Origin of the sequence: Streptomyces sp. ISL-98, assembly GCF_018614055.1 — a bacterium.
Lineage (GTDB): Bacteria > Actinomycetota > Actinomycetes > Streptomycetales > Streptomycetaceae > Streptomyces > Streptomyces spiramyceticus.
This window is the reverse complement of record NZ_JAGGPB010000034.1, coordinates 230,161-254,325: the sequence shown is the minus strand read 5'-3', so window position 1 is coordinate 254,325 and position 24,165 is coordinate 230,161. Positions and strand designations below refer to the sequence as shown.

Here is a 24,165-nt window from a genome sequence, read left to right as displayed (position 1 = left end):
TCAGGAGGTGAGGCTCATGGCCACCACACTCGTCAAGCAGGCCGCCGCGCCCGCAGACACGGTGCCTTACGCCGCACGGATCGACCACGTGTCGAAGTCGTTCGGCCGGCCCGGCGCGCAGCAGCTCGTACTGGACGACATCAGCATCGATGTCGCGCCGGGTGAGTTCGTGACCCTGCTGGGGGCTTCCGGCTGCGGCAAGTCGACCCTGCTCAACCTGGTCGCCGGACTCGACCGGCCGTCCGCGGGCTCTATCGACGTACCCGGCGGGCGACCCGCCCTGATGTTCCAGGAGCACGCGCTGTTCCCCTGGCTGACGGCCGGGAAGAACATCGAACTCGCGCTGAAGATGCGGGGCATGGCGAAGCCCGAGCGGCGCGGCGAGGCCGAGCGGCTGCTGCAGCTGGTGCGTCTCGGCGGGGCGTACGGGAAGCGGGTGCACGAGCTGTCGGGCGGTATGCGTCAGCGCGTCGCGCTGGCCAGGGCACTGGCCCAGGACAGCCAGCTCCTGCTGATGGACGAGCCGTTCGCGGCGCTGGACGCCATCACCCGCGACGTACTCCACGAGGAGCTCACCCGCATCTGGTCGGAGACCAGCGTCTCGGTCCTCTTCGTCACCCACAACGTCCGCGAGGCCGTCCGCCTCGCCGAGCGCGTGGTGCTGCTGTCGTCCCGTCCGGGACGCATCGCGCGCGAATGGCAGGTCGGCATCCCGCAGCCGCGCCGGATCGAGGATTCCGCGGTCGCCGACCTGTCCGTCGAGATCACCGAACAGCTGCGGGGGGAGATCCGTCGACATGGCCAGCACTGAAACAAGCCCGAAGAACGACCTCGCCGGTCTTGAGGCCGGCCTGGACGCACTGGAGACGAAGTACTCCACCGAGCGGGTCGGCCTCGGGCGGATCCTCCTGTCCAAGGTGGTGCCGCCGCTGGTGGCCATCGCCCTGGTCATCACCCTCTGGCAGCTCGCCGCAGCCTCGGACCTCAAGCCGGACTACGTCCTGCCGGGTCCGGTGGACGTATGGCACTCGGTCGAGCAGATGTGGCTCGACGGCACGCTGCTCGGCTACATCTGGACCAGCGTCTCCCGCGGCGCCCTCGGCTTCGCCGTCTCGGTCGCCATCGGCACGCCGCTCGGCCTGCTCGTCGCCCGGGTGAAGGTGGTACGGGCGGCGATCGGCCCGATCCTGTCCGGTCTCCAGTCCCTGCCGTCGGTGGCATGGGTGCCCGCCGCGATCATCTGGTTCGGGCTGACCGACGCCACGATCTACGCGGTGGTGCTGCTCGGCGCCGTACCGTCGATCGCCAACGGTCTTGTCGCCGGCGTCGACCAGATTCCGCCGCTGTACCTGCGGGCCGGCCGCACCATCGGGGCCACCGGTATCAACGGCATACGGCATGTGCTGCTGCCCGCCGCGCTTCCCGGTTACCTGGCCGGGCTGAAGCAGGGCTGGGCGTTCTCCTGGCGCTCGCTGATGGCCGCCGAGCTCATCGCCAACTCGCCGGACCTCGGCACGGGTCTCGGACAGCTGATGGAGAACTTCCGCACCTACAGCGACATGTCGGGTGTGCTGGCCACCATCATCCTGATTCTGGTCGTCGGCATCGGCATCGACCTGCTGTTCTTCTCCCCGCTGGAGCGCCGCGTGCTGCGCAGCCGTGGCCTGCTCACCAAGGGCTGATCACCATGTCCCGTCGCCCCGTCCTGCTGGTCATAGCCCACGGCAGCCGCGACCCGCGGCATGCCGCGACCGTGCACGCCCTGGTGGAGCGGGTGCGGGCGGCGCGGCCCGGCCTGCGTGTGGAGACCGGCTTCCTGGACTTCAACGCACCCGCAGTGCCGCAGGTGCTGGAGCGTCTGGCGGGGGAAGGGGTGCAGGACGTGGTTGCCCTGCCGCTCCTGTTGACCCGCGCCTTCCATGCGAAGGCCGACATTCCGGCCGCGCTGCGCGAGGCGTCGGCGCGGCTGCCTCGGCTGCGGGTCCACCAGGCGGAGGTACTCGGCCCGTCGCCGCTCCTCCTCACCGCGCTGGAGCGACGACTGTACGAAGCCGGGCTCAGCCCCGGTGACAAGAGCTCGACCGGGGTCGTCCTGGCCTCGGCGGGCTCCACAGACCCGGAGGCGATCGCAGTGATCGCTGAAATTGCGCGGGAGCTGCGGTACACCGGTTGGTGCGCCGTGCGGCCTGCGTTCGCCTCCGCTGCGCTGCCCCGTACCGAGGATGCGGTACGGGACTTGCGGGCGGCGGCGGGGGTACGGCGTATCGCCGTCGCCCCGTACGTCATAGCGCCGGGCTTCCTGCCGGACCGGATCGCGCGCGGCGCACGTGAGGGCGGCGCGGAGGTGCTGGGCGAGGTCCTGGGCGCGTCGCCGGAGCTGGCCCGGCTGCTGCTCATGCGTTACGACGAGGCGCGGGTGCCGGTGCGGCTGGCGGCGGTCAGCGCGTAGGTGTGTACCCTGCGGTGCTGTTTCCCCTGACGGGCTACTCCTCGTACGGCGTTCCCTGGTGGAAGTAGAGGAGCCAGCCCCGGTCTTCGGTCAGCCGCCACAGTGAACTCCGGTGCGCGAGGCGGCCGTTGGTGTTCGTGTCGAAGGTCAGCTGCACCAGGTCGGGGGCGAGCTGGACGCCTTTCATCCGCATGGTGGTGATCGCGCGGCCCGTCGTCGCCGACGCGTCGGCGACCGCCTCGATGATCGATTCGCGGTCCCATCGGCGGCCCGACACGCCGAATTCGCTGAACTCGGGGTGCAGGAGTTCCGCGAGGAGCTCCGCGGAGTTGCGGACGTCCGGGTCGAGCAGCCGCAGTTCGCACTCCATGGCCTCATCGACGGCGGAGCCTGTGCCGGAGGTCCGGTCAGTCACGGGTCATCTCCACGAGCTTGGCGACCGTGTTCCAGTTCCGGGACGTGGCGATTACACCCTTGAAGAGCGACGGTTTCGCCAGCGCTTCGCCAAGCTTGGAGCGGCCTAGGCCGTTCGGGGCATACAGGTACAGCGCACGGTCGCCCAGCCGGAATTCCTCGGGGAGATACGCCGCCGGGTCGATGGGCGCCAGCCGCTTCGGGTCGACGGCTCCGGAGAGGAACGTGACGTGCAGCTGCTTGCCTTCCAGCTCGGCGGCCGGGAAGGGGCAGGCGTCGGCGACGGCGCTCAGGTAGGCGCCGCTGCGGACGAGGCAGTCGACGGGGAAGCCGAAGTGCTTCTCGATGGCCCGCTCCAGGTCTGCGGCGAGCGCGTCGTCGGTCTTGTCCGCGTCCGTGGTGAAGACGGCGTTGCCGCTCTGGAGGTACGTACGGACGTCCCGGTGGCCCAGTTCGGTCAGCAGCGCCCGGAGTTCCGCCATGGGCACTCTTCTGTGCCCGCTCACATTGATTCCGCGCAGCAGTGCGGCGTACGTCGTGGTCATGCACAGAACGATAGGCGGCCGCCGCACCCCGTGGGGGAGGGCGCGGCGGCCGCCCGTTTCAGTGCTTCGGGTGAGTCTTTACTCGACGACCTTCAGCAGCTTGTTCGCCGTGCCCTCGCTCGGGTTGCTGATCTTGTCCGGGGTGGCCCCGTCGGTCAGCGCCTTGGCGACGGCGTCCGGCGTGGCGTCCTTGTGGCCCGCCAGGTAGACCGCGGCGGCACCCACGACGTGCGGGGTCGCCATGGACGTACCGGAGATGGTCTTCGTGCCCTCGTCGCTGTCGTTCCACGAGGAGGTGATGTCCGAGCCCGGCGCGTAGATGTCCACGACCGCACCGAAGTTGGAGAAGTCGGACTGCTGGTCGTCCTTGGTGCTGGAGGCGACCGTGATGGCCTCCTTCACGCGGGACGGCGAGCCCTGGCCGGCGTCGCTGGACTCGTTGCCCGCGGCGACACCGTAGGTGACACCGGCGGCGATGGACTTGCGTACGGCCTCGTCCAGGGCCTCGTCGGGGCCGCCGCCGAGGCTCATGTTGGCGACCGACGGGCCCTGGTGGTTCTTGGTGACCCAGTCGATGCCGGCGACGACGCCCTCGGTGGTGCCCGAGCCCTGGTCGTCGAGGACGCGGACCGCGACGATCTTCGCCTTCTTGGCGACACCGTGCGCGGCGCCGGCGATGGTGCCCGCCACGTGCGTGCCGTGGCCGTTGCCGTCGTCGGCGGAGTCGTCGTTGTCCACGGCGTCGAAGCCGTGGGCGGCGCGGCCCTCGAAGTCCTTGTGCGTGATGCGGACACCGGTGTCGATGACGTACGCCGTGACGCCCTCGCCCGCGCTGTCCGGGTACGTGTACTTGCTGTCGCCCGCGGTGTCGGCCTGGTCGATGCGGTCGATGCCCCAGGAGGGCGGGTTGTCCTGCGTCGCGTTGATCGTGAACTTCTTGTTCTGGACGACCTTGCCGACGGCCGGGTCGGCGGCGAGGCGCTTGGCCTCGGTCTCCGAAAGGCCGCTGGCCGAGAAGCCGTTGATGGCAGAGTTGTAGTTGCGCTGGAGCTTGCCGCCGTACTCCTTGGCCAAGTCCTGCTTGTCGGCCTTCTCGTCCAGCATCACGATGTAGCTGCCTGCGACGGCGCCCTTGGCGTCGGCTCCGTACACGATGCCCTGGGCGGGGGCCGGAGAGGCTCCCGCGAAGGACGAGTTGAGTACGGTCACACCAGCTGCGGCCGCTACGGCGGTTATCGCCGCGGTGAGCTTCAGTCGGCTGGAACGCTTGTGGATTGCCATGAAGAGGGGTCTCCTCGTCAAAATGTGGGGGGATTTGCCCCCGGACCGGAAAATCTCCGGGGGTTGACTCGAAACCCTGACCGATTGACACGCTCAGATCAAGACCTACATGCGCCTGTTACTTACTCAACAAGCTTTCGTAATAACAAAACAGGCAAGAGGCGCCAAGTCGGACAGCCTCTTTTGCAGTGGAACCTTCCGCCCACTGCGCGGCCATCAAGACGCGAGCGGGCGCGCAGATCTACATGGCCAGGATCGTGACGACGCGGTTCCACCGAACGGCCGGTGAACCGCCGCTACCGGGTGAGCAGTTCGGCCTCGATGAGACCGGCCGCCCGCTCGGCACCGCCCTCCGCCGCCATGCCGAGGCGGCGATGGAGGACATGGCGACATGGGCACGCTTCGGTCAACTACCCGGGACTAAAGTCCCGGGCTTGCACAACGGGCACCACTGGCGGTGATGCTGCGTTTGCGTCCAGCCGCACTCCGTGGTCGGGGTACGGCAGGGGCCGTTGACTGGGCCCCGCGTCGCCACAACTCCCGTGCGCGGGCACGGATGTTGCGGGAGCCGTTGCGGTCTGCGTGATCAACGAATCCGCAGGACCGGCATGCGAACCGTGCTTGTGAGACGCGGTTCGCTTTGTCGATGTGCCCGCATTCTGCGCAGGTGCGGGAGGTGTATGCCGGATCGACGTGCACCACCGGTACTCCGGCGCGGCGGGCTTTGTACGCGATGAACTCTCCGAGCTGGTGAAACGCCCAGGAGTGGAGGGTGGCCCGTTGGGCCTTGCGAAGCCGTACCCGTTCGCGGATGCCCGTCAAATCCTCCAGGGCGATTCCGCGACCGGTGCGTTCTGCCTCGGCCACCAAATGCTTTGCAATCTTGTGGTTGATGTCCTTCGCCCGCCGCGCCTCTTTGCGGCGCCGTTTCTTCAGGCGTCGCCTGGCGGAGGGTGTGTTCTTCTTCTGCAGTTTCTGCCGCAGGCCGCGTTCACGGACCCGCACCCGGTTGAGAGCGCGTCCGGCCATGATCTGGCCGTCGGAGGTGGTGGCGATGTTCACGACCCCCAGGTCGATCCCGAGGAAGTCCACCGGATTGGCGTTCGGCTCGGCCTCGGGGACCTCGCAGGTCGCCATGAGGAACCACATGCCGTCCCGGTACAGCAGATCCGACTCGCCCCGCCGATACAGGGTCAGGGTGGCCAGCTGCTCCGGCGAGGCGGTGAATGCGACCTGCTTCGTCCTGCCGACCGTGGTCCAGATCGACACCGTGCGCTCGGCGATCTGCCAGGACAGCATCCTGTCGTCATACGGCTGCCCGCCCTCGGACCGGAACGCAAGCGGCTTCCCGGCCGCCCGGCGGTAGCGCTTCGAACCCGGCCTGCCGTAGTTTCCGGCCCTCAGATTCGCCGTCAGCGTGGTGTAGGCGTCGCAGGTCTTCTTGATGGCATGCTGCGCGGCCTGCGCGCCCAGTCCCCAACGCACCTTGATCTGCTCGTAGGTGTGCTTGCGCAGGGAGAAGCTCTTGAACTCCCCTCGCTCGAAAGCGATCTCGCTCACCCACGTGGCAGCCTCGTTGCAGGCGCGCAGGGTCGTTTCAAGTGCCGCCGCCTGCATGGGCGTCGGCAGCAGCTTGACCTGCACCACCAGCTTCACGATCACCGAACGTACACACCCGTGCGAGCACCCACCACACGTTCCCCACGGTTCACCCCACCGAGTGAACCCATCCTCCTTCGTCCGCACCTCGTCCGGCTCTCCCCGAAGCGGCACCCGGCCGCAGCGCGGCCAGGCAACCGCAGCGATACCGCGGCGCTCCCCACCGCGAACACAAGAATGTGAATCCTCCCGGGGCTCCTCGCAAGAACTCGCTGAAGTCATGCCACGAACAGACGAGACGAGACGTCTCGTGCAAGTAGGTTTCAGCGCTGGTAGCGGGCGAGCACCAGGTTGCCGTCCCAGACCAGCCGTTTCTCCAGCTCACCGGCGTCGATCGCGCCACTGTAGAACTCCTGGTAAGCGGGCGTCGCCACCTTGTCCTTCCACTCGGGATAGCCGCGCACGGACTGGGCCGGGGCCGGAACCAGGTGCTCCGCAAGCGCGGTGCCGGTGGCCCAGCCGTCCTTCTCGGCGCGCAGAGCCGGGTCCTTCAGGGCGGCGGTGCCGGTCGGGAGCATCCAGTCGCCCTTGGCGAGGCGGGCCATGTTGGCGGGCCGGAGGAAAAAGTCGATGAACTCCACCGCCTCCCTCTTGTACGGGCTGTCCTCGGCGACAGAGAGCGTCTGCGGGCTGACGCCCTGGGTCAGGCCCCCGGCTCCCGCCGGAGCGGGCAGCACCTTCCACTCGAAGCCCTCGGGCGCCTGCTGGACGATCTGCTGCCGGTAGGAGAAGCCGAGCGGCACCATGGCGTACTTGCCGCCGAAGAAGCCCGGCAGAGTGTCGGAGCCGCCCATGCCGAGCGTCGCCGCTGAGGCGCTCTTGTCGGTGTTGACCTGGTCGTGGATGGTGCCGGGCACCACGGCGTCGCCCTCGGCGAAGCGCACTTCGGCCTTGCCGTCGCCGTCGTGGTGGAAGAGCTGCCCGCCTGCCGAGAGCCCGAGGTTGAGGGTGGCGGAGACCGGTTCCTTGAGCGGCCAGGCGACGCCGAACCTCTTACCGACTCCGCTGCCGTCGCCGTCACCCTCACCGCCGCTCAGCTCCTTGGTGACCTGCCGGAACTCCGGCCAGCTCCAGGGCTTTTCGGGAGTGGGGATGCGTACGCCCGATGCCTTGAGGATCTTCTCGTTGGCGATCAGGACCCTCGGCTCCTGGAGGAACGGGACGCCGTACACGCCCGTGCCGAAGGTCGCCGTGTCCCAACTGCGCTGCGGGATGTCGCTCTTGAGGCGAGCGGGCAGCAGCCCGCGCAGATCGGCGAGGTAGCCGCCGTACGCGAAGTCGGCGAGGTCGTCGGAGGCGTCGTGGATGATGTCCGGCGCCTCGCCGCCCTCGAAGGACGTCAGGAGCTGGTCGTGGACGCTGTCCCAGCTGCCCTGGACGTACTCGACCCGGACGTCGGGGTGTGCGGCGTTCCACTGCTCGACGAGCGCCTTATTGGCGTCGACGGACTCCTTCTGCCAGGCCAGCGACTGGAAGCGCAGCGTGACCTTCCCGTCGGTGTCGTTGCCGCCGCCGTCAGAGCAGCCGGTGAGCAGCAGCGCGAACGCGGCGGCTGCCGCCGTGAGCCGGGCGATGCGTCGCATCAGGCCTTCACCGCCCCGGCCGTCATGCCGCCCGTGATCCGCTTCTGGATGACCGCGAAGACGACGAGGGAGGGAAGGGTGGCGAGGAACGCGGCGGCGGCGAGCGGGCCGAGGTCGGCCACGCCCTCCGCGCCGAGGAAGTGGGTGAGCACGACCGGCAACGTCTGCATCGAAGGGGTCTTGAGCAGGACGAGCGCGAAGAAGAACTCGTTCCATGCCGTGATGAATGCGAACAGCGCGGTGGCGACGATGCCGGGGGCCAGCAGCGGGGCGATGACCGAGACGAGCGTACGGAGCCTGCTCGCGCCATCTACGGCGGCGGCCTCCTCCAGCTCACGCGGTACGGCCCTGACGTAGCCGACGAGCATCCAGAGCGCGAACGGCAGGGACCACACGACGTACACCATGACCAGGCCCACCAGGGAGTTGATCAGGTGGAGGTTCTTGAGGATCAGGAAGAGCGGGATGATCACGAGGACGAAGGGGAACGCCTGGCTGACGACGACCCAGCCGGTGGCCGCAGCGGAGAGCTTGTTGCGGTGGCGGGCCATGACGTAGGCCATCGGGGTCGCGATGACGACGGCGATCAGGGCCGCCGAGAGTGCGGCGATCAGGCTGTTGAGCGCGGCTTCCAGCAGGGGTTGTTCGTCGAAGGCCTGGCGGAAGTTGTCGAGCGTCGGGTTCTCGGGGATCCAGGTGGGGTGCAGAGAGCCGAGCTCGCGGGGTGGCTTGAAGGCCGTCGAGACGAGCCAGAGGAAGGGGAAGGCGAGGAAGACGAGGTAGCCGAGGAGCGCGAGGTACTGGCCGGTGCGCGCGGATCTGCTGGTGCGGAGCGTCATTGGTCGTCGCCTCCCTTCAGGCGGCCCACGAGGTAGCAGGCGAGCATCACCGAGATCACCGCGATCATGACGCAGCCCATGGCGGCGGCGTAGCCGAACTGTCCGTAGCGGAAGGCCTCTTCGTACGCGAAGAGCATGGGGAGGCGGGTGCGGCCGCCGGGGCCGCCGTTGGTCAGGACGTAGACCAGGGCGAAGGAATTGAAGTTCCAGATGAAGTTGAGCGCGGTGATGGCGAGGGCCACGGGCTTGAGGGCGGGCCAGGTGACGGTGCGGAAGCGGCGCCACGCCCCGGCGCCGTCGAGGGCGGCGGCCTCGTGCAGCTCGTGCGGGGTGTTCTGGAGGCCGGCGAGCAGGGCGACCGTGGTCTGGGGCATGCCCGCCCAGATGCCGACGAGGATCACGGCGGGGAGGGCGGTGGCGAGGGCGGTGAGCCAGTCGCGTCCGTCGCCCAGGCCGAGGTCGCGGATCGTCTCGTTCAGGATCCCGGCGTCGGGGTTGTAGACGAGGCGCCACATGATGCCTACGACGACTTCGGGCATGGCCCACGGGATGATCGCGAGGGCTCTGGCCAGCGGGCGGAAGCGGAGGTTCTGGTTGAGCAGGAGGGCGAGGCCGAGGGCGAGCAGGAACTGCGGCACGGTGACGCCGACGGCCCACAGCAGGCCGATCCGGAACGAGTCCCAGAAGAGCGTGTCGTGCAGCAGGTCCCGGAAGTTCAGCGCGCCGACCCATTGGGTGGGCTGGGTGCGGCCGGACTGGGAGTCGGTGAAGGCGAGCGCGACGCCGTAGAGCAGCGGGCCGACGCTGAGGATCAGGATGGGGATCAGCGCGGGCAGGACCAGGAACCAGGCGCCGTGATCCGGTCTTTTGATGGATTTTCTGCTGGTGGATTTTCTGCCGGACCGCGCCTTTACGGTCTCTAATATCACGGATTCGACTCCTTCGGGCGGCTCATCCTGATATAGGGCCGCCCCGGCGGCCTCCGTCATCGTGCTGACGGGTCGTCGGTTCGTCAAGGCCACCTGCACAGATGCGAGAATCGGTGCCCATGGACGAGACACGAGCACGCGAGATTCTGGCCGCCGCCGGACTCCCGGCCGACGCGGAGCTGCTGGCCCTGGGCGAGAACGCGGTGTTCGCGGTGGACGGTGCCCTGGTCGTGAAGGTCGGGCGCCGTGACCCGGAGCTGCTGGCGCGGGCCGAGCGTGAACTGGCCGTCGCCGCCTGGCTCGCTTCGTCCGACGTCCCCGCCGTACGGGCCGCCGAGCCGAAGCCGCGTGTGGTGGACGGCCACCCGGTGACCGTCTGGCACCGGCTGCCCGAGTCCGTACGGCCGGCGGCGCCGCAGGACCTGGCGAAACTGCTGCGCCTCGTCCACGCCCTGCCCGCGCCCTCGTTCGCCCTCCCTCCTCGTGACCTGCTCGGTGGGGTCGAGCGGTGGCTGCGGCTCGCGGGCGATGCGATCGACGCGGCGGACGCGGCGTATCTGCGCGAGCGGCGGGACAGCTTCGCGGCGGCGTCGGCCGGCCTGACCCCGCACCTGCCGCCGGGCTCGATCCACGGCGACGCGCTCCCCCGCAACGTCCATGTCGGCCCGGGCGGCCCGGCCCTGGTCGACCTGGAAACGTTCGCCGCCGACTTCCGCGAGCACGACCTGGTCGTCATGGCCCTCTCGCGCGACCGCTACGGCCTGGCGCCCGAGGCGTACGACGCGTTCACCACGGCGTACGGCTGGGACGTACGCGAATGGCCGGGCTGGACGGTGCTGCGCGGCGCCCGCGAAACGGCCAGCTGCGCCTGGGTCGCCCAGCACGCCCCGACCAACCCGGCGGCGCTGGCGGAGTTCCGCCGACGGGTGGCATCGCTGCGCGACGGCGACCCCGAAGTCCGCTGGTACCCCTTCTGACGAGCCTTCGGGCGACTGTGACGATCACGCTCCGGCTGACGCTGTTCACATGGCTGGCGCGAAGGACTCGCTGCCACCGGCCGTCAGCGACCGGCCGGCACCAGGTCGCGCAGCGGCCAGGCCGGGTCCACCGTCGCGTCCGGGTTGCCCTTCTTCCGCAGGAAGCTCTGGAAGTCCGCCGCCCAGTCCGCGTACCACTGGATCTGGCGGTCGTGCAGCTCGGACGGGGACAGTGCGGCGACCTGCGGGTGCCGCTCGGCTATCGCGCGCGCCACCCGCACCGCCGCCAGCGCGTCCGCGCCCGCCTCGTGGGCGCCGTCGAGCACCACGCCGTACTCGACACACACCGCTTCCAGCGTCCGCTTGCCCCTGCGGTACCGGTCGACGGCGCGGTCGATGGTGTACGGGTCGACGACCGGCCCGATCCCGCCGCCGAGGCGCTCGCTCAGCGACGGCAGCCCGTGTCTGTTCAGCTCGGCCGTCAACAGGGTCAGGTCGAACGCCGCGTTGTAGGCGACGACCGGGATCCCCTGCCTCCAGTACCCGGCGAGGGTTTCGGCGATCTCGTCGGCCACTTCACGGGCCGGCCTGCCCTCCGCCCCCGCCCGCTCGCTGCTGATGCCGTGGATCGCCGATGCCTGCGCCGGAATTCGGATGCCCGGGTCGGCCAGCCAGTCGCGCTGCCGGACCACCGCGCCGCCCTTCACGCCGACGATCGCGGCCGTGACGATCCGGGACTCCAGCGGCTCGGTGCCGGTCGTCTCCAGGTCGAATCCGACCAGCGGTTCCCCGTGCCATCCCATCCTGGGACCTCCTTCGTACTGTCTTGTCCCGGATGCTCCCCCGGTGGAAAACAACCCTCGCACGCAGCACTGACAACGCCCTCAGGAGACCGGACGGGAGTCCGCCCACACGGATTCGAACTCCTCCCGGTACGTCTCGAAAAGTCCGTGTTCGGTGTCCTGGCCTTGCCGGACCACCCCACGCCCCCCGCCCCGCAGAACCAGCACCGGCGCCTCCATGCCCCGCGCCCTGCGCAGATACGTCTGGACGACGGCGAGGCCGTCCGACCCGTCTCCGTCCACGAGGTACGCCGTGAAGCGCGGCGTCTCGTCGAAGACCTGGATCTCGAACGCCCCCGGATCGCGCAGCTTCGAGCGCACCCGGCGCATATGGAGGATGTTCATCTCCACCGACCGGCTCAATTCGCCCTTTTTCAGGCCGAGTTCGCGCTCGCGCCGCTTGACCGCACTGCTCGCCGGATTGAGGAAGAGCAGCCGTGTCCGGCAACCCGATTCGGCCAGCCGCACCAGCCTCCTGCCGGAGAAATTCTGGACGAGGAGGTTCAGGCCTATGCCGATCGCGTCGAGGCGCCGCGCGCCCCCGAAGAGGTCCTCGGCGGGAAGCTGGCGCTGCAGCCGCACCCGGTCCGGGTGGACGCTGACCACGTCCGCGTATCTGTCCCCCACCAGATCCTCGACCGCGTCCACCTTGAGCCGCCCGGAGGACGGCACACCGGCCCCGCTGCCCAGGATTTCGAGGAGCCGCGCGGAGGCCCGCTCCGCCTGGGCGAGCACCGCCTCGGACAGCGCCCGGTTGCGCGAGACGACGTTACGGGTGACCTCCAGCTCGTCCAGGGCCAGCTCGACGTCCCGGCGGTCGTCGAAGTACGGCTCGAAGCACGGCCAGTGCTGGACCATCAGCTCGCGCAGCTGGGGCAGCGTGAGGAAGCTCAGGACGTTGTCGTCGGCCGGGTCCAGCAGATAGCCCTTGCGGCGGGAGACCTCCCGTACCGCCACGGCGCGCTGCACCCACTCCTGGCCCGCGGGGCCGGCCGCCGCGACCACCCAGTCGTCCTCGCCGTGCACCGGCTCGTAGATGGGCCGGAGCACGGCGGCGACGACGGCGCGCAGCCGCTGTTCCACCAGGTTCAGCCAGATGTAGGCCCGCCCGGCCCGCTGGGCGCGCGTACGCACTTCACTCCATGCGTCCGCGCCCCAGTCCAGCTCCGCTCCGATCTCCATCGGCCGCGCAAGCGAGACCGCTCCGGGCGGGACCTCTGTGGAACCTGTGGAACCCCCCTCGTGACCTGCGTCACCGGGGGGCAGTTCCAGCCCTCCCGAGCTCACCCGCGCACCGCCTTCAGCTCCTGGAGACCCTTCTTCAACGATCAAGGAAGGGTACTCCGCGAGCGGGAGGCGGTGCAGCCGGATCCACAGGCTCCTTTCCCAACTCCCCTATTCGTAACGTCCGTTCTGTCCGGCAAGATCGGCCGGAGTGAGCGGATTCATAGCGGTTACGTCCCTGGCGGCGAGCTGGAATCCCTGCCAGTGGACGGGCATGGGCTGCTGGTCCTCGTCCCGGGCAATGTGGTGGAACCCGATGTTGACCCAGGTGATCGGGTTCTTGAGGGGCTCGCCGTTCACCCACTTGTCGACGCTGTCGGGCGCGTTCGTGCCGCAGTTGCGGATGTTGTTGCTCGCGAACTGCTCGCACTTGCGGTAGTCCGTGAAGTACAGGTCATGCTTGGTGAAGCTGCGGCCGGGGTGCTTGTTCGTCGGGCCCGGGACGATCTCGTACGAGCGAGCGTGCCCGTCCTTGTTCTTGCCCGTCGCGCTGACCATCCGCCACCACCGCATGCTCTTGGCGTCGCCCGCGAGCTCCTTGGTGATCGGGGTGCGGGTGGTCTTGGTCTTCGGCTTGCCGTTGCCGGTGGGCGGGGTGACCTTCGAGTCGTACTGCTCGACGCGGTTCTTGGAGCTGCCGTCGAGGCCGAAGTTCAGCCGCCAGAAGACGTTGTGGCTGTGACTGGTGGCGTAGTCGCGCGCGCCCTTGCCGATGGGCCAGCCGCGGCCGTCCGTGGCGTCGTAGTCGCCGGGCGAAAGGCTGCCCGTGGCACCGACGTTGGCGGATATCGTGCCGTCGGACGAGAAGCGCCACTCGGTGATGTACTCGTACCAGGACACCTTGTTGACGGTGTAGACGAGCAGGTCCTTGCCCTGGGCCTGCCAGACCTTGGTGCCTTCGTCGTTGGCGAGGCGGTAGGCGTGGCCGCGGGCCCGCGTGGTCGTGCACAGGCCCTTGACGTTGCCCACCTCGGCGACCTTGACGGTCCTGATGGTTCCGCCGGGGCACTCGTTCGGCTTCAGGTTCTGGAGGCCGTACCCGAATCCGTAGGTGGTGAGGTCGTCGAACTCCTCCTTGCCGTTGTCGTACGGCACATGGACCTGTGCGAGCTTGCCGGACGTCAGGACGCGGATCGGCTTGGGCTCGCCCTTGGGCTGGTACGAGACCTTCTCCAGGACAAGGCCGGCGTCGCTGTCGTAGCTCCAGCACATGCCCCAGGTGGTGCCGCCGTCGAGCTTCTGCTCGATGCGGTACGCCGCGCTGCAGTCGGCCGGGGGCGGGGCAGGGGCCTTGGGCGCGGCCTTGGACACACCCTTGGCCGCGTCCTTGGGTGCCGCGGTGGCGGCGGATCCGGTCGCTGTGGCCAGGCTGCCCAGCATCGCGGCGACGGCGAGGGTTGCCGCGGCCCGCTTGCGGGAACGCGTTGATCTGTTGACGTGCATGAAAGGTGGACTCCCTCTTACGGAAGTGCGGGAAAGGACTGGAGAGATGAGACGGGCAGGAAGGTCAGCCGATGCGGCCGACGGTCCTCGCACTCAGGTCGACGACGAGGTCACGCGTGTCGATCCACGGCCCGTTCTTGACCTTGGACGTAATGCGGACACACCGGTGGACACCGCACTTCGACAGCGCCGCGGGCACCTGCTCCTCGCGGTCCACCCGGTAGATGCCGCCGTTCACCCACAGCTGGTCGGCCGAGGTGAGCGGCTTGCCCATGGCGTCCTTGTAATCCTTCTTCAGGCCGTCCCCGAGCGGGCTGGCCAGGATCAGCTCCGTGGCCTCGCGGTTCTCCTTCGGGGTCGGCGACGGCTGGACGCCCTTGAGGGCGTCGGCCCGCTCGACCTTGCCGGTGTCGAGATTGACCGTCCTCGTCACCAGTTCGTCGGTCTTGTAGTCGTAGAACGAGACCTCCGCGCGGCGCGGCGGCGTCGGGTCGTCGACCTCGGACGGCTCCAGCTCGCTCAGGTTCGTGGAGAGGTGCTGCGGACCGCGGTCCCCCTCGACGTCCCTGCCGCCCGCGAACTGCGCGCGCGTCATCGCCAGCTTCTCGACCCGCTTCAGCTCGTCGTCGGTGAGCGGGTCCCTGCCTATGCCCTTCTCGCCGTCCGCCGGGGCGCCCTCGACGACGCCCGGTGCGGGAGCCTCGCCGCCCGCGGCGTCCTGGCCGGTCCCGGCGCCCTGCTGTCCCCCCTGGCCCGTGCCGGCGGCCGCCGCGCTGCCCGCTCCGCGCGCGCCCGTCGATTCGTCGGCGCCCGCCTGGCCCGGCAGGGTCACTCCGATCATCACCGCGGTTGCGGTCACCGCGATCGCGGCCCCCGCCATCATCTTCCCCAGATGACGGCGCACTGTCTGGTGCACGTTTCCCCCCTACTCCCCCCGGAGTCTCCAGTCCTCCCGCGCGTCGCGCGCGACTGTAACTGGCATACCGGGTATGCGTGGTCACCCGGTAGGACGATCCGAAGTCCTAGGAGGTTGCCCCACTTTCGGGGAAGATCTGTGCGAAGTGCCCCGCAGCAGCCGGATCAGAAGTGGAAGAGTCGATCGCATGCAGGTCTGGCCGGGAGAGGCTTACCCACTCGGTGCCACGTACGACGGCGCCGGCACCAATTTCGCTGTCTTTTCGGAGGCCGCCAACCGTATCGAGCTGTGCCTTCTGCACGACGACGGTTCGGAGACGGCGGTGGAACTGCGCGAAACCGACGCGTTCGTACGCCATGCCTACCTGCCCGGCATCATGCCGGGCCAGCGCTACGGCTACCGGGTCCACGGTCCGTACGCCCCGCAGCAGGGACGGCGGTGCAATTCCGCCAAACTGCTGCTCGATCCGTACGCCAGGGCCATCAGTGGCGAGATCGACTGGGGCGAGGCGGTGTACGGCTACCACTTCGGCAAGCCGGATTCGCGCAACGACCTGGACTCGGCTCCCCACACGATGAGTTCGGTCGTCGTCAATCCGTACTTCGACTGGGGTGACGACCGCCCGCCGCGCACCGACTACCACCGCACGATCCTCTACGAGGCCCATGTGAAGGGCCTTACCATGCTCCACCCCGACCTGCCCGAGGAGCTGCGCGGTACGTACGCCGCGCTGGCGCATCCGGCGGTCATCTCGCATCTGACGGAACTGGGCGTCACCGCTCTCGAGTTGATGCCGGTGCACCAGTTCGTCAACGACCACCGGCTGGCCGACGCGAAGCTGAGCAATTACTGGGGCTACAACACCATCGGCTTTTTCGCACCGCACAACGCCTATGCGTCGTGGGGCGACCGGGGACAGCAGGTCCTGGAGTTCAAATCGGCGGTACGGGCGCTGCACCAGGCCGGGATCGAGGTCATTCTCGATGTCGTGTACAACCACACGGCGGAGGGCAACCATCTCGGCCCCACGCTGTCCTTCCGTGGCCTGGACAATGCCTCGTACTACCGTCTCGCCTCCGATCCCCGCTACTACACCGACACCACGGGGACCGGGAACTCCCTGCTGATGCGCTCGCCGCACGTACTCCAGCTGATCATGGACTCGCTGCGGTACTGGGTGACGGACATGCATGTCGACGGCTTCCGCTTCGATCTGGCCGCGACACTGGCGCGGCAGTTCCACGAGGTGGACCGGCTTTCGTCGTTCTTCGACCTGGTGCAGCAGGACCCGGTGGTCAGCCAGGTGAAGCTGATCGCCGAGCCGTGGGACGTCGGTGAGGGCGGCTATCAGGTGGGGAACTTCCCGCCGCTGTGGACCGAGTGGAACGGCAAGTACCGGGACACGGTGCGGGACCTGTGGCGGGGTGAGCCGCGGACGATCGCGGAGTTCGCCGGGCGGCTGACGGGGTCCTCGGACCTGTACCAGGACGACGGGCGCAGGCCGCTCGCGTCCATCAATTTCGCGACCTGCCACGACGGGTTCACGCTGGCCGACCTGGTCTCGTACAACGAGAAGCACAACATGGCCAACGGGGAGAACAACCGGGACGGCGAGAGCCACAACCGGTCCTGGAACTGCGGAGCCGAGGGCGACACGGACGATCCCGCGATCCTCGAACTGCGCGCCCGGCAGATGCGGAACTTCATCGCGACGCTGATGCTGTCGCAGGGCGTGCCGATGCTCTCGCACGGCGACGAGTTCGCACGGACACAGCGCGGCAACAACAACGCGTACTGCCAGGACAACGAGATCTCGTGGGTCCAGTGGCCGGAAGGGGACGAGGAGGAGAGCAGCCTCCACGCCTTCACGCGCGCGATGGTGTGGCTCCGGCGGGACCATCCGGTCTTCCGGCGCAGGCGCTTCTTCCACGGGCGCCCCGTGGAGGGCACGCACGACGATCTGACGGACATCGCGTGGTTCACACCGGACGGCACAGAGATGGCCCAGCGGGACTGGCAGGCGGCGCATGCGAAGGCGCTGACGGTGTTCCTGAACGGGCACGCGATCTCGGAGCCGGGACCGCGCGGCGAGCGGATCTCGGACGACTCGTTCCTGCTGATGTTCAATGCGAGCTCCAACACGCTGGAGTTCGCGGTTCCGGTCAATCACGGCAGGCAGTGGCAGATCGTGGTCGACACGGCCCGAGCGGACGGGGTGCCGCCCGGGACGGGCTCCAAGGTGGCGGCGGGCGAGCGGGTCACGCTGATCGGGCGATCTCTGGTGGTGCTGCAGCGGCCGGCGTAGGCGGTGTCTGTGCCGTGGCGGGGCGGGTGGCCCAGGCGAGGACCGCGCACAGCGTGGCCGCCGCCACCGCCACGGCGAAGGCCGCGGGCGCCCCGTTGCTCTCGGCGAGGCGCCCCGACAGGGCGAGCGCCAGGGCCTGGCCGCCGACGACGCCGCTCGTCAGGAAGGCCATCGACTCCGCCATCCTGCTCTCCGGGACAATCCGTTCGGTCAGGCCGAAAATCGTGATCAGGTGGGGCGCGTACGCGACACCGAGCACGACGACCACGGCGTACAGGGCCCACAGGGACTGTACGAACAGCAGCGGTACGGAAAGCACGATCAGCGCGGCCGTCGCGGTGCGCCAACGGGCCGTCAGGGTGATCCTGCCCGGTACAGCCGCCATCGCGAGCCCCGCGGCCGCGCTCATGACGCCCATCGCCGCGTAGACGAGCCCAGCCTGTTCCGGCCGGCCGAGCTGCCCTGTGAGGGCGGTGATGCCCGCCTGTGAGGCGCCGAACATGGCGCCCTGGAGGACCATCGCGGTGCGCAGGGCGTACACCGCGCCGGGCAGGCTCGTACGTACGGGGGATGCCTGCCGGGACGCGGGGCGTATGGGGGCCGCCGTCGGATGCAGGGCGAACCAGGTGCCGCATACGGCCAGCAGTCCTGCGGCCACGAGCAGCGCCGCCGCCGGATGAGCGAGGGCCGCCGCCAGGCCGACGAGGGCGGGGCCCAGCACGAACGACACCTCGTCGAGGGTGCCTTCGAAGGACAGGACGGTGCCGATGAGCCGGTCGTCCGCGCCGCCTCGGCGGGCGAGGGCGACCGAGCGCGTACGGGCCATGGGGCCGACCTGCGGCACGCTCGCCCCGGCGGCGGCTCCGATGAGGGCGAGCCAGGCCGTACCGGTGTGGGCGAGTGCGGCGACGACGAGCGCGGCCACGGCGACCGCGTTGACGAGGGCGGCGACCAGGACGACGGTGCGCTGGCCGTGGCGGTCGGCCGTTCGGCCCAGCAGCGGGCCGCCGACCGTCTGACCGGCCGCGAGGGCTCCGCCGACCAGTCCCGCGGTGGCCAGGCTGCCGCTCGTCTCGGCGACCAGGAGCAGGCTGCCGAGCTGGCACATCGCGGTCGGCAGCCTGCCGAGGAAGGAAACGACGGGCAGCACGGGCCCCGTCAGGGCCAGCACCTCGCGATACGTACGAAGAGTTCCTGACATCGGGCGAACGTAATGCGGTGTCAGGACACGGACGCATGGGCCGATGACACAGAAGCCGCCAATTCGGGTACGTACGTTCGCATGACGCCCACCGCCACCTATCGTCTGCAGCTCAGCTCCGACTTCCCCTTCTCCTCGGCCGAGGAGGCGGTGCCCCATCTGGCCGCACTCGGTGTCTCGCACCTGCATCTTTCGCCGGTACTGGAAGCCGTGCCCGGCTCTCAGCACGGGTACGACGTCGTGGACCACGCACGCGTACGGGCCGAGCTCGGCGGCGAGAAGGGCCTGCGCGCCCTGTCGCGCACGGCACGCTCGCACGGCCTCGGCCTGGTCCTGGACATCGTGCCGAACCATATGGCCGTACCGGCTCCGGAGAGTCTCAACCGGCCTCTGTGGGAGGTACTCAGAGAGGGGCCAGGGTCGCCGTACGCCCGATGGTTCGACATCGACTGGGAGGCGGGCGGCGGCAAGGTCCTGCTGCCCGTGCTGGCGCACCGGATCGGTGACGAACTGGACGCCCTGACGGTCGACGGCGACGTCCTGCGCTACTACGACCACGCGTTCCCGCTGCGCGAGGGCACGGCGCGGCTGCCGCTGCCCGAGCTGCTCAATGCCCAGTGGTACCGGCTCGGGTGGTGGCGGCTGGCGCGGACCGAGCTCAACTACCGGCGCTTCTTCACGATCTCCGAGCTGATCGGCGTCCGGGTGGAGGACCCGGAGGTCTTCGCGGCCTCGCACGCGAAGGTCCTCGATCTCGTACGGGAGGGTGTGCTGGACGGTCTGCGCATCGATCACCCGGACGGGCTCGCCGATCCCGAGGCGTATCTGCGGCAGCTCGGGGAGGCGGTCGGGGGCCGCTGGACCGTCGTCGAGAAGATTCTTACGGGGCACGAGCGGCTGCCGGCGGAGTGGCCGGTCGCCGGTACGACGGGGTACGACGCGCTGTACCGGATCGACGGGCTCTTCACCGACCCCTCGGGCGCGGGGGAACTGCTCCGCCACTACCGGGACTTCGCGGGCCCGACGGGTGACCGGGGCGGCTACTGGGAGGCGACGGTGCGCAGGGCCGCGTACCGGGTGCTCACCCATGAGCTGGCCGCCGAGACCGACTTCCTGGTCCGTACGGCGGAGCGCATCTGCGCGGCGGATCCGGGGCTGGGCGACCACGCGCCGTGGGCCCTGCGCGCGGCGGTGCGGGAGCTGCTGGTGCGGGTGCCGGTGTACCGGCCGTACGTGACGGCGGGCGGGCCCTGTCCCGAGAGTGCGGAGGCCGCTGTACCGGTGGCGGCCGTGCGGCAGGTGAAGGAGGGGTTCGCCGTACGGGAGGAGGCGTCGGTCGTGGATCTGGTGCGGGATCTGGCGCTGGGGAGGCTGGGTCCGGGCCCCGACCCATCGGCCTTCTGCGCGCGTTTCGCGCAGACGGCTTCGGCGCTGCGCGCGAAGTCGGTGGAGGACACGGCCTTCTACCGGTACGTGCCGCTGATCTCGGCGAACGAGGTGGGCGGGGATCCGGGCACGCCCTGGGTGAGCCCCGAGGACTTCCATGCCTTCTGCGCCCGGCTGGCGCGCGACTGGCCGGGCACCGGCACCGTGCTGTCCACGCACGACACGAAGCGCAGCGCGGACGTCAGGGCCCGTATCGCGGTGCTGTCCGAGTGCCCCGGGCGGTGGGCGGGGCTGATGCGGCAGCTGGCCGAGGGGACCGCTGTACCCGCCCCCGATCCGCATCTGGCCTGGACGGCCTGGCAGACCGCCCTCGGCTTCGGCACGCCCGACGCGCAGAGGCTGACGCCTGCGCTGCTCAAGGCCGTGAGGGAGGCGGGGCTGCACACCAGCTGGACCGAGCAGGACCAGGCGTACGAGCAGGCGGTGGCCGACTTCGTGGCGGCGGGGCCTGCGGGACCGCCGTTCGAAACGGTGGCGGCGTTCTCGCGGGAACTCGATCCGTACGTACGGGCCAATGTGCTGGGGGCCGCGCTGGTCCACCTGACCATGCCGGGCGTTCCGGATCTCTATCAGGGCACGGAGGGGGAGTTCCGCGCGCTGGTGGACCCCGACAACCGGCGCCCGGTCGGCTTCACCGTCCCGGCGTCGCCCCACGGCCTGTCCAGTGAGAAATACGCGGTGACGCAGGCGGCTCTGCGGCTGCGGCGCGAGCGGCCCGACGCGTTCGGTGAGACGGGTACGTACACACCGCTGACGGCGGTGGGCCCGGCGGCCGGCCACTGCGTGTCGTTCTGCCGCTCCGGGGAGGCCGTAACGGCCGTCACCCGGCTCTCGCTGCGGCTGGCGGAGGCGGGCGGCTGGCGCGATACGGAGCTGGTGCTGCCGGAGGGACGGTGGGGTGATGTGCTGGCGCCGGGGCGGGAGTTCAGCGGGCGGGTGCGGGTGGCTGAGCTCTTCACGGAACGTCCGGTGTCGCTCCTGACCCGGGCGGGAGGAGAGGAGCGGTAGCCGGGACGCCGAACCCTCCGACGTCGCCCGCCACGTCCACGCCCACCCACCCCTCTCCGAAGCAGTCGGTGAAACCTTCCTTACGCTCGCGGGCCGTGGCCCGCACCAGCAGTAGGACGAGGCAGCGCCGCTCCGGCCGGCTCCCCGCGCCCCGGCGCGGTGCTCCACGGCGACCACCAGCAGCGGTCTCCGAGCAGTGCCATCGCCGACGGCAGGATCAGTGCCCGCAGCACCACTGCGTCGAACAGCACCGCCACCGTGAGGCCCACGGCGATCTGCTTCATCTCGATGCGGTCGATGAAGAGGAAGCTGACGAAGACCGACACCATGATGACGGCGGCGCTGGTGACGACGCTCGCGGAGCCTGCGATTCCGTCCACCACTGCCTCGCGCGTCGGTATGCCGCGCCGGACGGCTTCCTTGATCCGGCTGACCACGAAGATCTGGTAGTCGGTGGAGAGGCCGACCAGGATGGCGAAGACCATCAGCGGCGTACGCGATCCGACGAATCCGGTGGAGTCGAAACCGAGCGGCCCTTCCGCCCAGGTGCCCTGGAAGACCAGGGTCAGCACGCCCCAGGAGACCATCACGGCGGCCAGGTTGAGCAGCACGCTCAGCACGGCCATGACGACGGACCGGAAGGCGGCGTACATGATGGCCAGCGTCGCCAGCGACACGAAGAGGATCACCCAGGGCAGCCGCTCCTCCTGGTGTGCCGCGTAGTCCGCGCCGTAGGCGATCTCCCCGCTGACGGCCGACTCGGTGCCGGCCACCTTGCCGACAGTCGCCGGCAGGAGCTCGTCGCGCAGCAGTGCCAGGGAGCGGTCCGCCTGAGTGCCGTTCTCGGCGTAGGGGACGGGCAGGGTCAGCATCGCCGCGCGCCCGTCCTGCGAGGTGCGCAACTGCGGCGCCCCCTCCTGAGCGAAGAGTTCATTGCCGCTGGTCCGGTCGGCGAGCTTCCGCAGGGCGGCCTTCGCCTGCTCCGCATGGGCCGCGTCGGACCGTACGAGCACGAGGTGGGCGATCCCGTCGGCCGGATAGGCGGCCGTCAGACGCTCGTACGTCGCCACGGCGGCCACGCTGTCGGGGAACGTGTCCTTGCCCTCGGTGCCGAGCTTCATGCCGAGCGTGGGCAGGGCGAGGGCCGCCGTGGCGGCGAGACCGATGAGCAGCGTGACGAGCGGCCTGCGCATGACCGGCCGCAGCATGGCGGACCACATCCGGCTCTGCTCCGGGGCGCGACGGGCCGTGCGGCGCCTGCCCCGGCGGCCGTCCGTACGGTGCCCGAGCCTGGCGAGCAGCGCGGGCAGTACGGTCAGCGATCCCGCCACCGCGACGAGGGTGACCAGGATCGCCCCGGAGGCGATCGACGAGAAGATCACGTCGTCCATCAGGTAGAGGCCGCCGAGTGCGAAAGCGACGGCAAGGCCCGAGTCGAAGATGGCGCGGCCCGAGGTGGCGGCGGCCAGTTCGACGGCCGCGGCGTGGCTGATCGTGCCGCCCGTACGCTCGCGCTCCTCGCGGGCCCGCTTCAGGTAGAAGAGCGAGTAGTCGACGCCGACGGCCATGCCCATCATGAAGATGACGCTGAGCGCCGCGCCGCCCGCGTCGGGTGTGATCCAGGAGGCGAGGCCGTAGAGCCCCACCGCTCCGGCGAAGGCGAAGACGGCGAGGATCACGGGGATGCCGGCTGCGAGGACCGCCCCGAAGACGACGAACAGGATGATGAAGGTGACCGGCAGGCTGATGGCCTCGGTGCGTTGAAGGTCCTGTCCCTGCTTGTCGTTGACCCCGTTGGAGAGGGACGCGCTGCCGGTCTGCTCGATCCGCAGGTCCCGGTGCTCGCTCGCGACTGCCTCGGTCTGCTTCAGCAGCGCGTCGACGTCCTCCTTGGCGGTCTCCTTGTCGCCGCGCAGGGTGACGGCGACCATGAGCCCGGAGCCGTTCCGCGCGGCCTTCGGCTCGGCGACCGAGACGACGGCGGGCAGGTCCTTCATCCGCCGCTGCACGTCGCGCGCGGCGTCTTCGGCGGCCGCGCCGGGCTTGCCCCCCTTTCCGCGGTCCGCCGTGATCAGCACCCGCTCGACCGGCGGGGGCGTCAGCCCGGCGTCGGCGGCGATGGCCTCGGCCCGGCCCGCCTCGCCGATCCAGAAGTCGGAGAACTGCCCCTTGTTCGTCCCCACCGCGCTGCCCGCGCCGACGCACACGACGAGAAACAGCAGCCAGCCGACGATGGCCCGCCATGGATGTGTGGCGCACCATCGCGCGATTCCGACCGTGACCGGCTGACCTCTGACCGCCATTGCGGTTCCCTCCCCAGGACGCTTATCTCTTCTTGATCAGCGTCCTGGTTCGGTACGTCGCGGTCACTGGTGCCAGCGACCGGGGCTCTTCTGTGGTTAACCCCACCCCGACGGCGGGAAGACCCCCGGCTCAGCGCGAGGAGAGCCGGAAGCTCATCCGCCCGAAACTCACCTGGTCCCCGTCCCGTACCAACACGGCTCCCGTGACCCGGCGCCCGTTGACGGACGTCCCGTTGGTCGAGCCGAGGTCGCGCAGGATCCACCTGTCGCCCTGTGCGGACAGTTCGGCGTGCACGCGCGAGACCGTCTCGTGGCTGAGCCGCAGTCCGTTCGCCGGATCACGCCCGATGCGCAGCGGATACGGTCCGGGTACGGGGAACAGCAGCTTCGGCAGCCGCTCCGACTGCCACGCCCTGCGCAGCCGTACGGAGAAGGCCGATGCGCGGCCCACTGCGGCGAACAGCGCCCGCGACCAGCGGCCGTCGGTCTCCAGGTCGGCGGTGAGCACGGCCAGTTCGTCGGACCTGCGGGCGGTGAGGGCGAGTTCCATGCGGCGCACGAAGGTGTCGTGCGACAACTTGCCCTGGGCCGCCCCTTCTCTGAGCACCCCGAGGGCACGATCGCGCTCGGCGTCGGACAGCCGCGCGGGATACGTGGGGAACTCGAAGGAGGACGTCACAAAGCTGATTGTCGGTCCGACCAGGCTCAAGTGTCCAGAAAAGCCCCGACCCACGCCACAAG

The 24,165-nt window shown here is 69.7% G+C and carries 20 protein-coding genes; 6 read left to right on the top strand and 14 right to left on the bottom strand.

Features of this window, described 5'->3' with window-relative positions; all coding sequences use genetic code 11:
* The first annotated feature begins 16 nt into the window (after window positions 1–16).
* The 3 genes from J7I98_RS23250 to J7I98_RS23240 are packed head-to-tail and all read left to right on the top strand — an operon-like array spanning window position 17 to window position 2,449.
* Window positions 17–811 (top strand): ABC transporter ATP-binding protein, encoded by a 795-nt coding sequence (locus J7I98_RS23250; RefSeq protein WP_214924570.1) that lies wholly within the window; start codon window positions 17–19, stop codon window positions 809–811.
* Window positions 798–1,682 carry an ABC transporter permease gene (locus J7I98_RS23245; RefSeq protein ID WP_214924568.1) on the top strand — a complete coding sequence of 295 codons (885 nt, stop codon included), beginning with the start codon at window positions 798–800 and terminating at the stop codon, window positions 1,680–1,682. The genes J7I98_RS23250 and J7I98_RS23245 overlap by 14 nt, the downstream gene beginning before the upstream one ends.
* 5 nt (window positions 1,683–1,687) lie before the next feature.
* The gene (locus J7I98_RS23240; protein WP_214924565.1) at window positions 1,688–2,449 is read left to right on the top strand and encodes a sirohydrochlorin chelatase; all 762 of its coding nucleotides are present in this window, start codon (window positions 1,688–1,690) and stop codon (window positions 2,447–2,449) included.
* Window positions 2,450–2,483: 34 nt separating this feature from the next.
* On the opposite strand, the gene J7I98_RS23235 is transcribed toward J7I98_RS23240, so the two are convergent.
* From J7I98_RS23235 to J7I98_RS23205, 7 genes are all read right to left on the bottom strand, one after another.
* Window positions 2,484–2,864: a DUF4440 domain-containing protein gene (locus J7I98_RS23235; RefSeq protein ID WP_308377900.1), complete on the bottom strand. Its 381-nt coding sequence runs from the start codon at window positions 2,862–2,864 to the stop codon at window positions 2,484–2,486.
* The gene (locus J7I98_RS23230; RefSeq protein ID WP_214924562.1) at window positions 2,857–3,408 is read right to left on the bottom strand and encodes a DUF1697 domain-containing protein; all 552 of its coding nucleotides are present in this window, start codon (window positions 3,406–3,408) and stop codon (window positions 2,857–2,859) included. The genes J7I98_RS23235 and J7I98_RS23230 overlap by 8 nt, the downstream gene beginning before the upstream one ends.
* A gap of 78 nt (window positions 3,409–3,486) precedes the next feature.
* On the bottom strand, window positions 3,487–4,689 hold the full coding sequence (locus tag J7I98_RS23225; protein WP_214924559.1) for a S8 family peptidase: 1,203 nt from the start codon (window positions 4,687–4,689) through the stop codon (window positions 3,487–3,489).
* Between the two features lie 420 nt (window positions 4,690–5,109).
* Window positions 5,110–6,345, bottom strand: coding sequence for an RNA-guided endonuclease TnpB family protein (locus J7I98_RS23220; RefSeq protein WP_214924557.1), 1,236 nt, complete (start codon window positions 6,343–6,345; stop codon window positions 5,110–5,112).
* Window positions 6,346–6,611: 266 nt separating this feature from the next.
* On the bottom strand, window positions 6,612–7,931 hold the full coding sequence (locus tag J7I98_RS23215) for an ABC transporter substrate-binding protein (RefSeq protein WP_214924554.1): 1,320 nt from the start codon (window positions 7,929–7,931) through the stop codon (window positions 6,612–6,614).
* A complete protein-coding gene (locus J7I98_RS23210) occupies window positions 7,931–8,770 on the bottom strand; it encodes a carbohydrate ABC transporter permease (RefSeq protein WP_214924551.1) in 840 nt (279 codons plus the stop codon). The genes J7I98_RS23215 and J7I98_RS23210 overlap by 1 nt, the downstream gene beginning before the upstream one ends.
* Window positions 8,767–9,699: a carbohydrate ABC transporter permease gene (locus J7I98_RS23205; RefSeq protein ID WP_214924548.1), complete on the bottom strand. Its 933-nt coding sequence runs from the start codon at window positions 9,697–9,699 to the stop codon at window positions 8,767–8,769. Before J7I98_RS23205 ends, J7I98_RS23210 begins: the two co-directional genes overlap by 4 nt.
* A 119-nt stretch (window positions 9,700–9,818) precedes the next feature.
* Between J7I98_RS23205 and J7I98_RS23200 the strand changes: the two genes are divergently transcribed.
* A complete protein-coding gene (locus J7I98_RS23200; RefSeq protein ID WP_214924540.1) occupies window positions 9,819–10,676 on the top strand; it encodes a phosphotransferase enzyme family protein in 858 nt (285 codons plus the stop codon).
* 83 nt (window positions 10,677–10,759) lie between these two features.
* Here J7I98_RS23200 and J7I98_RS23195 read toward each other — a convergent pair whose 3' ends face one another.
* From J7I98_RS23195 to J7I98_RS23180, 4 genes are all read right to left on the bottom strand, one after another.
* Entirely contained in the window at window positions 10,760–11,479 is a 720-nt protein-coding gene (locus J7I98_RS23195) for a 3'-5' exonuclease (RefSeq protein ID WP_214924538.1), read from the bottom strand.
* An 81-nt stretch (window positions 11,480–11,560) separates the two neighbouring features.
* Window positions 11,561–12,805 (bottom strand): SAV2148 family HEPN domain-containing protein, encoded by a 1,245-nt coding sequence (locus tag J7I98_RS23190; RefSeq protein ID WP_214924536.1) that lies wholly within the window; start codon window positions 12,803–12,805, stop codon window positions 11,561–11,563.
* A gap of 108 nt (window positions 12,806–12,913) precedes the next feature.
* Window positions 12,914–14,245: a copper amine oxidase gene (locus tag J7I98_RS23185; protein ID WP_214924534.1), complete on the bottom strand. Its 1,332-nt coding sequence runs from the start codon at window positions 14,243–14,245 to the stop codon at window positions 12,914–12,916.
* A gap of 64 nt (window positions 14,246–14,309) precedes the next feature.
* Window positions 14,310–15,161 carry a Tat pathway signal sequence domain protein gene (locus tag J7I98_RS23180; RefSeq protein WP_214924528.1) on the bottom strand — a complete coding sequence of 284 codons (852 nt, stop codon included), beginning with the start codon at window positions 15,159–15,161 and terminating at the stop codon, window positions 14,310–14,312.
* Window positions 15,162–15,348: 187 nt separating this feature from the next.
* Between J7I98_RS23180 and glgX the strand changes: the two genes are divergently transcribed.
* Window positions 15,349–17,466 (top strand): glycogen debranching protein GlgX, encoded by a 2,118-nt coding sequence (gene glgX / locus J7I98_RS23175; RefSeq protein ID WP_214924525.1) that lies wholly within the window; start codon window positions 15,349–15,351, stop codon window positions 17,464–17,466.
* On the opposite strand, the gene J7I98_RS23170 is transcribed toward glgX, so the two are convergent.
* Entirely contained in the window at window positions 17,420–18,667 is a 1,248-nt protein-coding gene (locus tag J7I98_RS23170; RefSeq protein WP_214924522.1) for an MFS transporter, read from the bottom strand. The two genes, glgX and J7I98_RS23170, sit on opposite strands and share 47 nt — an antisense overlap.
* Window positions 18,668–18,748: 81 nt before the next feature.
* Between J7I98_RS23170 and treY the strand changes: the two genes are divergently transcribed.
* Window positions 18,749–21,121: a malto-oligosyltrehalose synthase gene (gene treY / locus J7I98_RS23165; protein WP_214924519.1), complete on the top strand. Its 2,373-nt coding sequence runs from the start codon at window positions 18,749–18,751 to the stop codon at window positions 21,119–21,121.
* A gap of 80 nt (window positions 21,122–21,201) precedes the next feature.
* Here the strand turns inward: treY and J7I98_RS23160 are convergent, their stop codons facing one another.
* Window positions 21,202–23,424: an MMPL family transporter gene (locus J7I98_RS23160; protein ID WP_214924509.1), complete on the bottom strand. Its 2,223-nt coding sequence runs from the start codon at window positions 23,422–23,424 to the stop codon at window positions 21,202–21,204.
* A gap of 130 nt (window positions 23,425–23,554) precedes the next feature.
* Complete coding sequence (locus tag J7I98_RS23155) at window positions 23,555–24,103, bottom strand: DUF1707 and FHA domain-containing protein (protein ID WP_214924505.1); 549 nt, start codon at window positions 24,101–24,103, stop codon at window positions 23,555–23,557.
* Window positions 24,104–24,165: the final 62 nt, after the last annotated feature.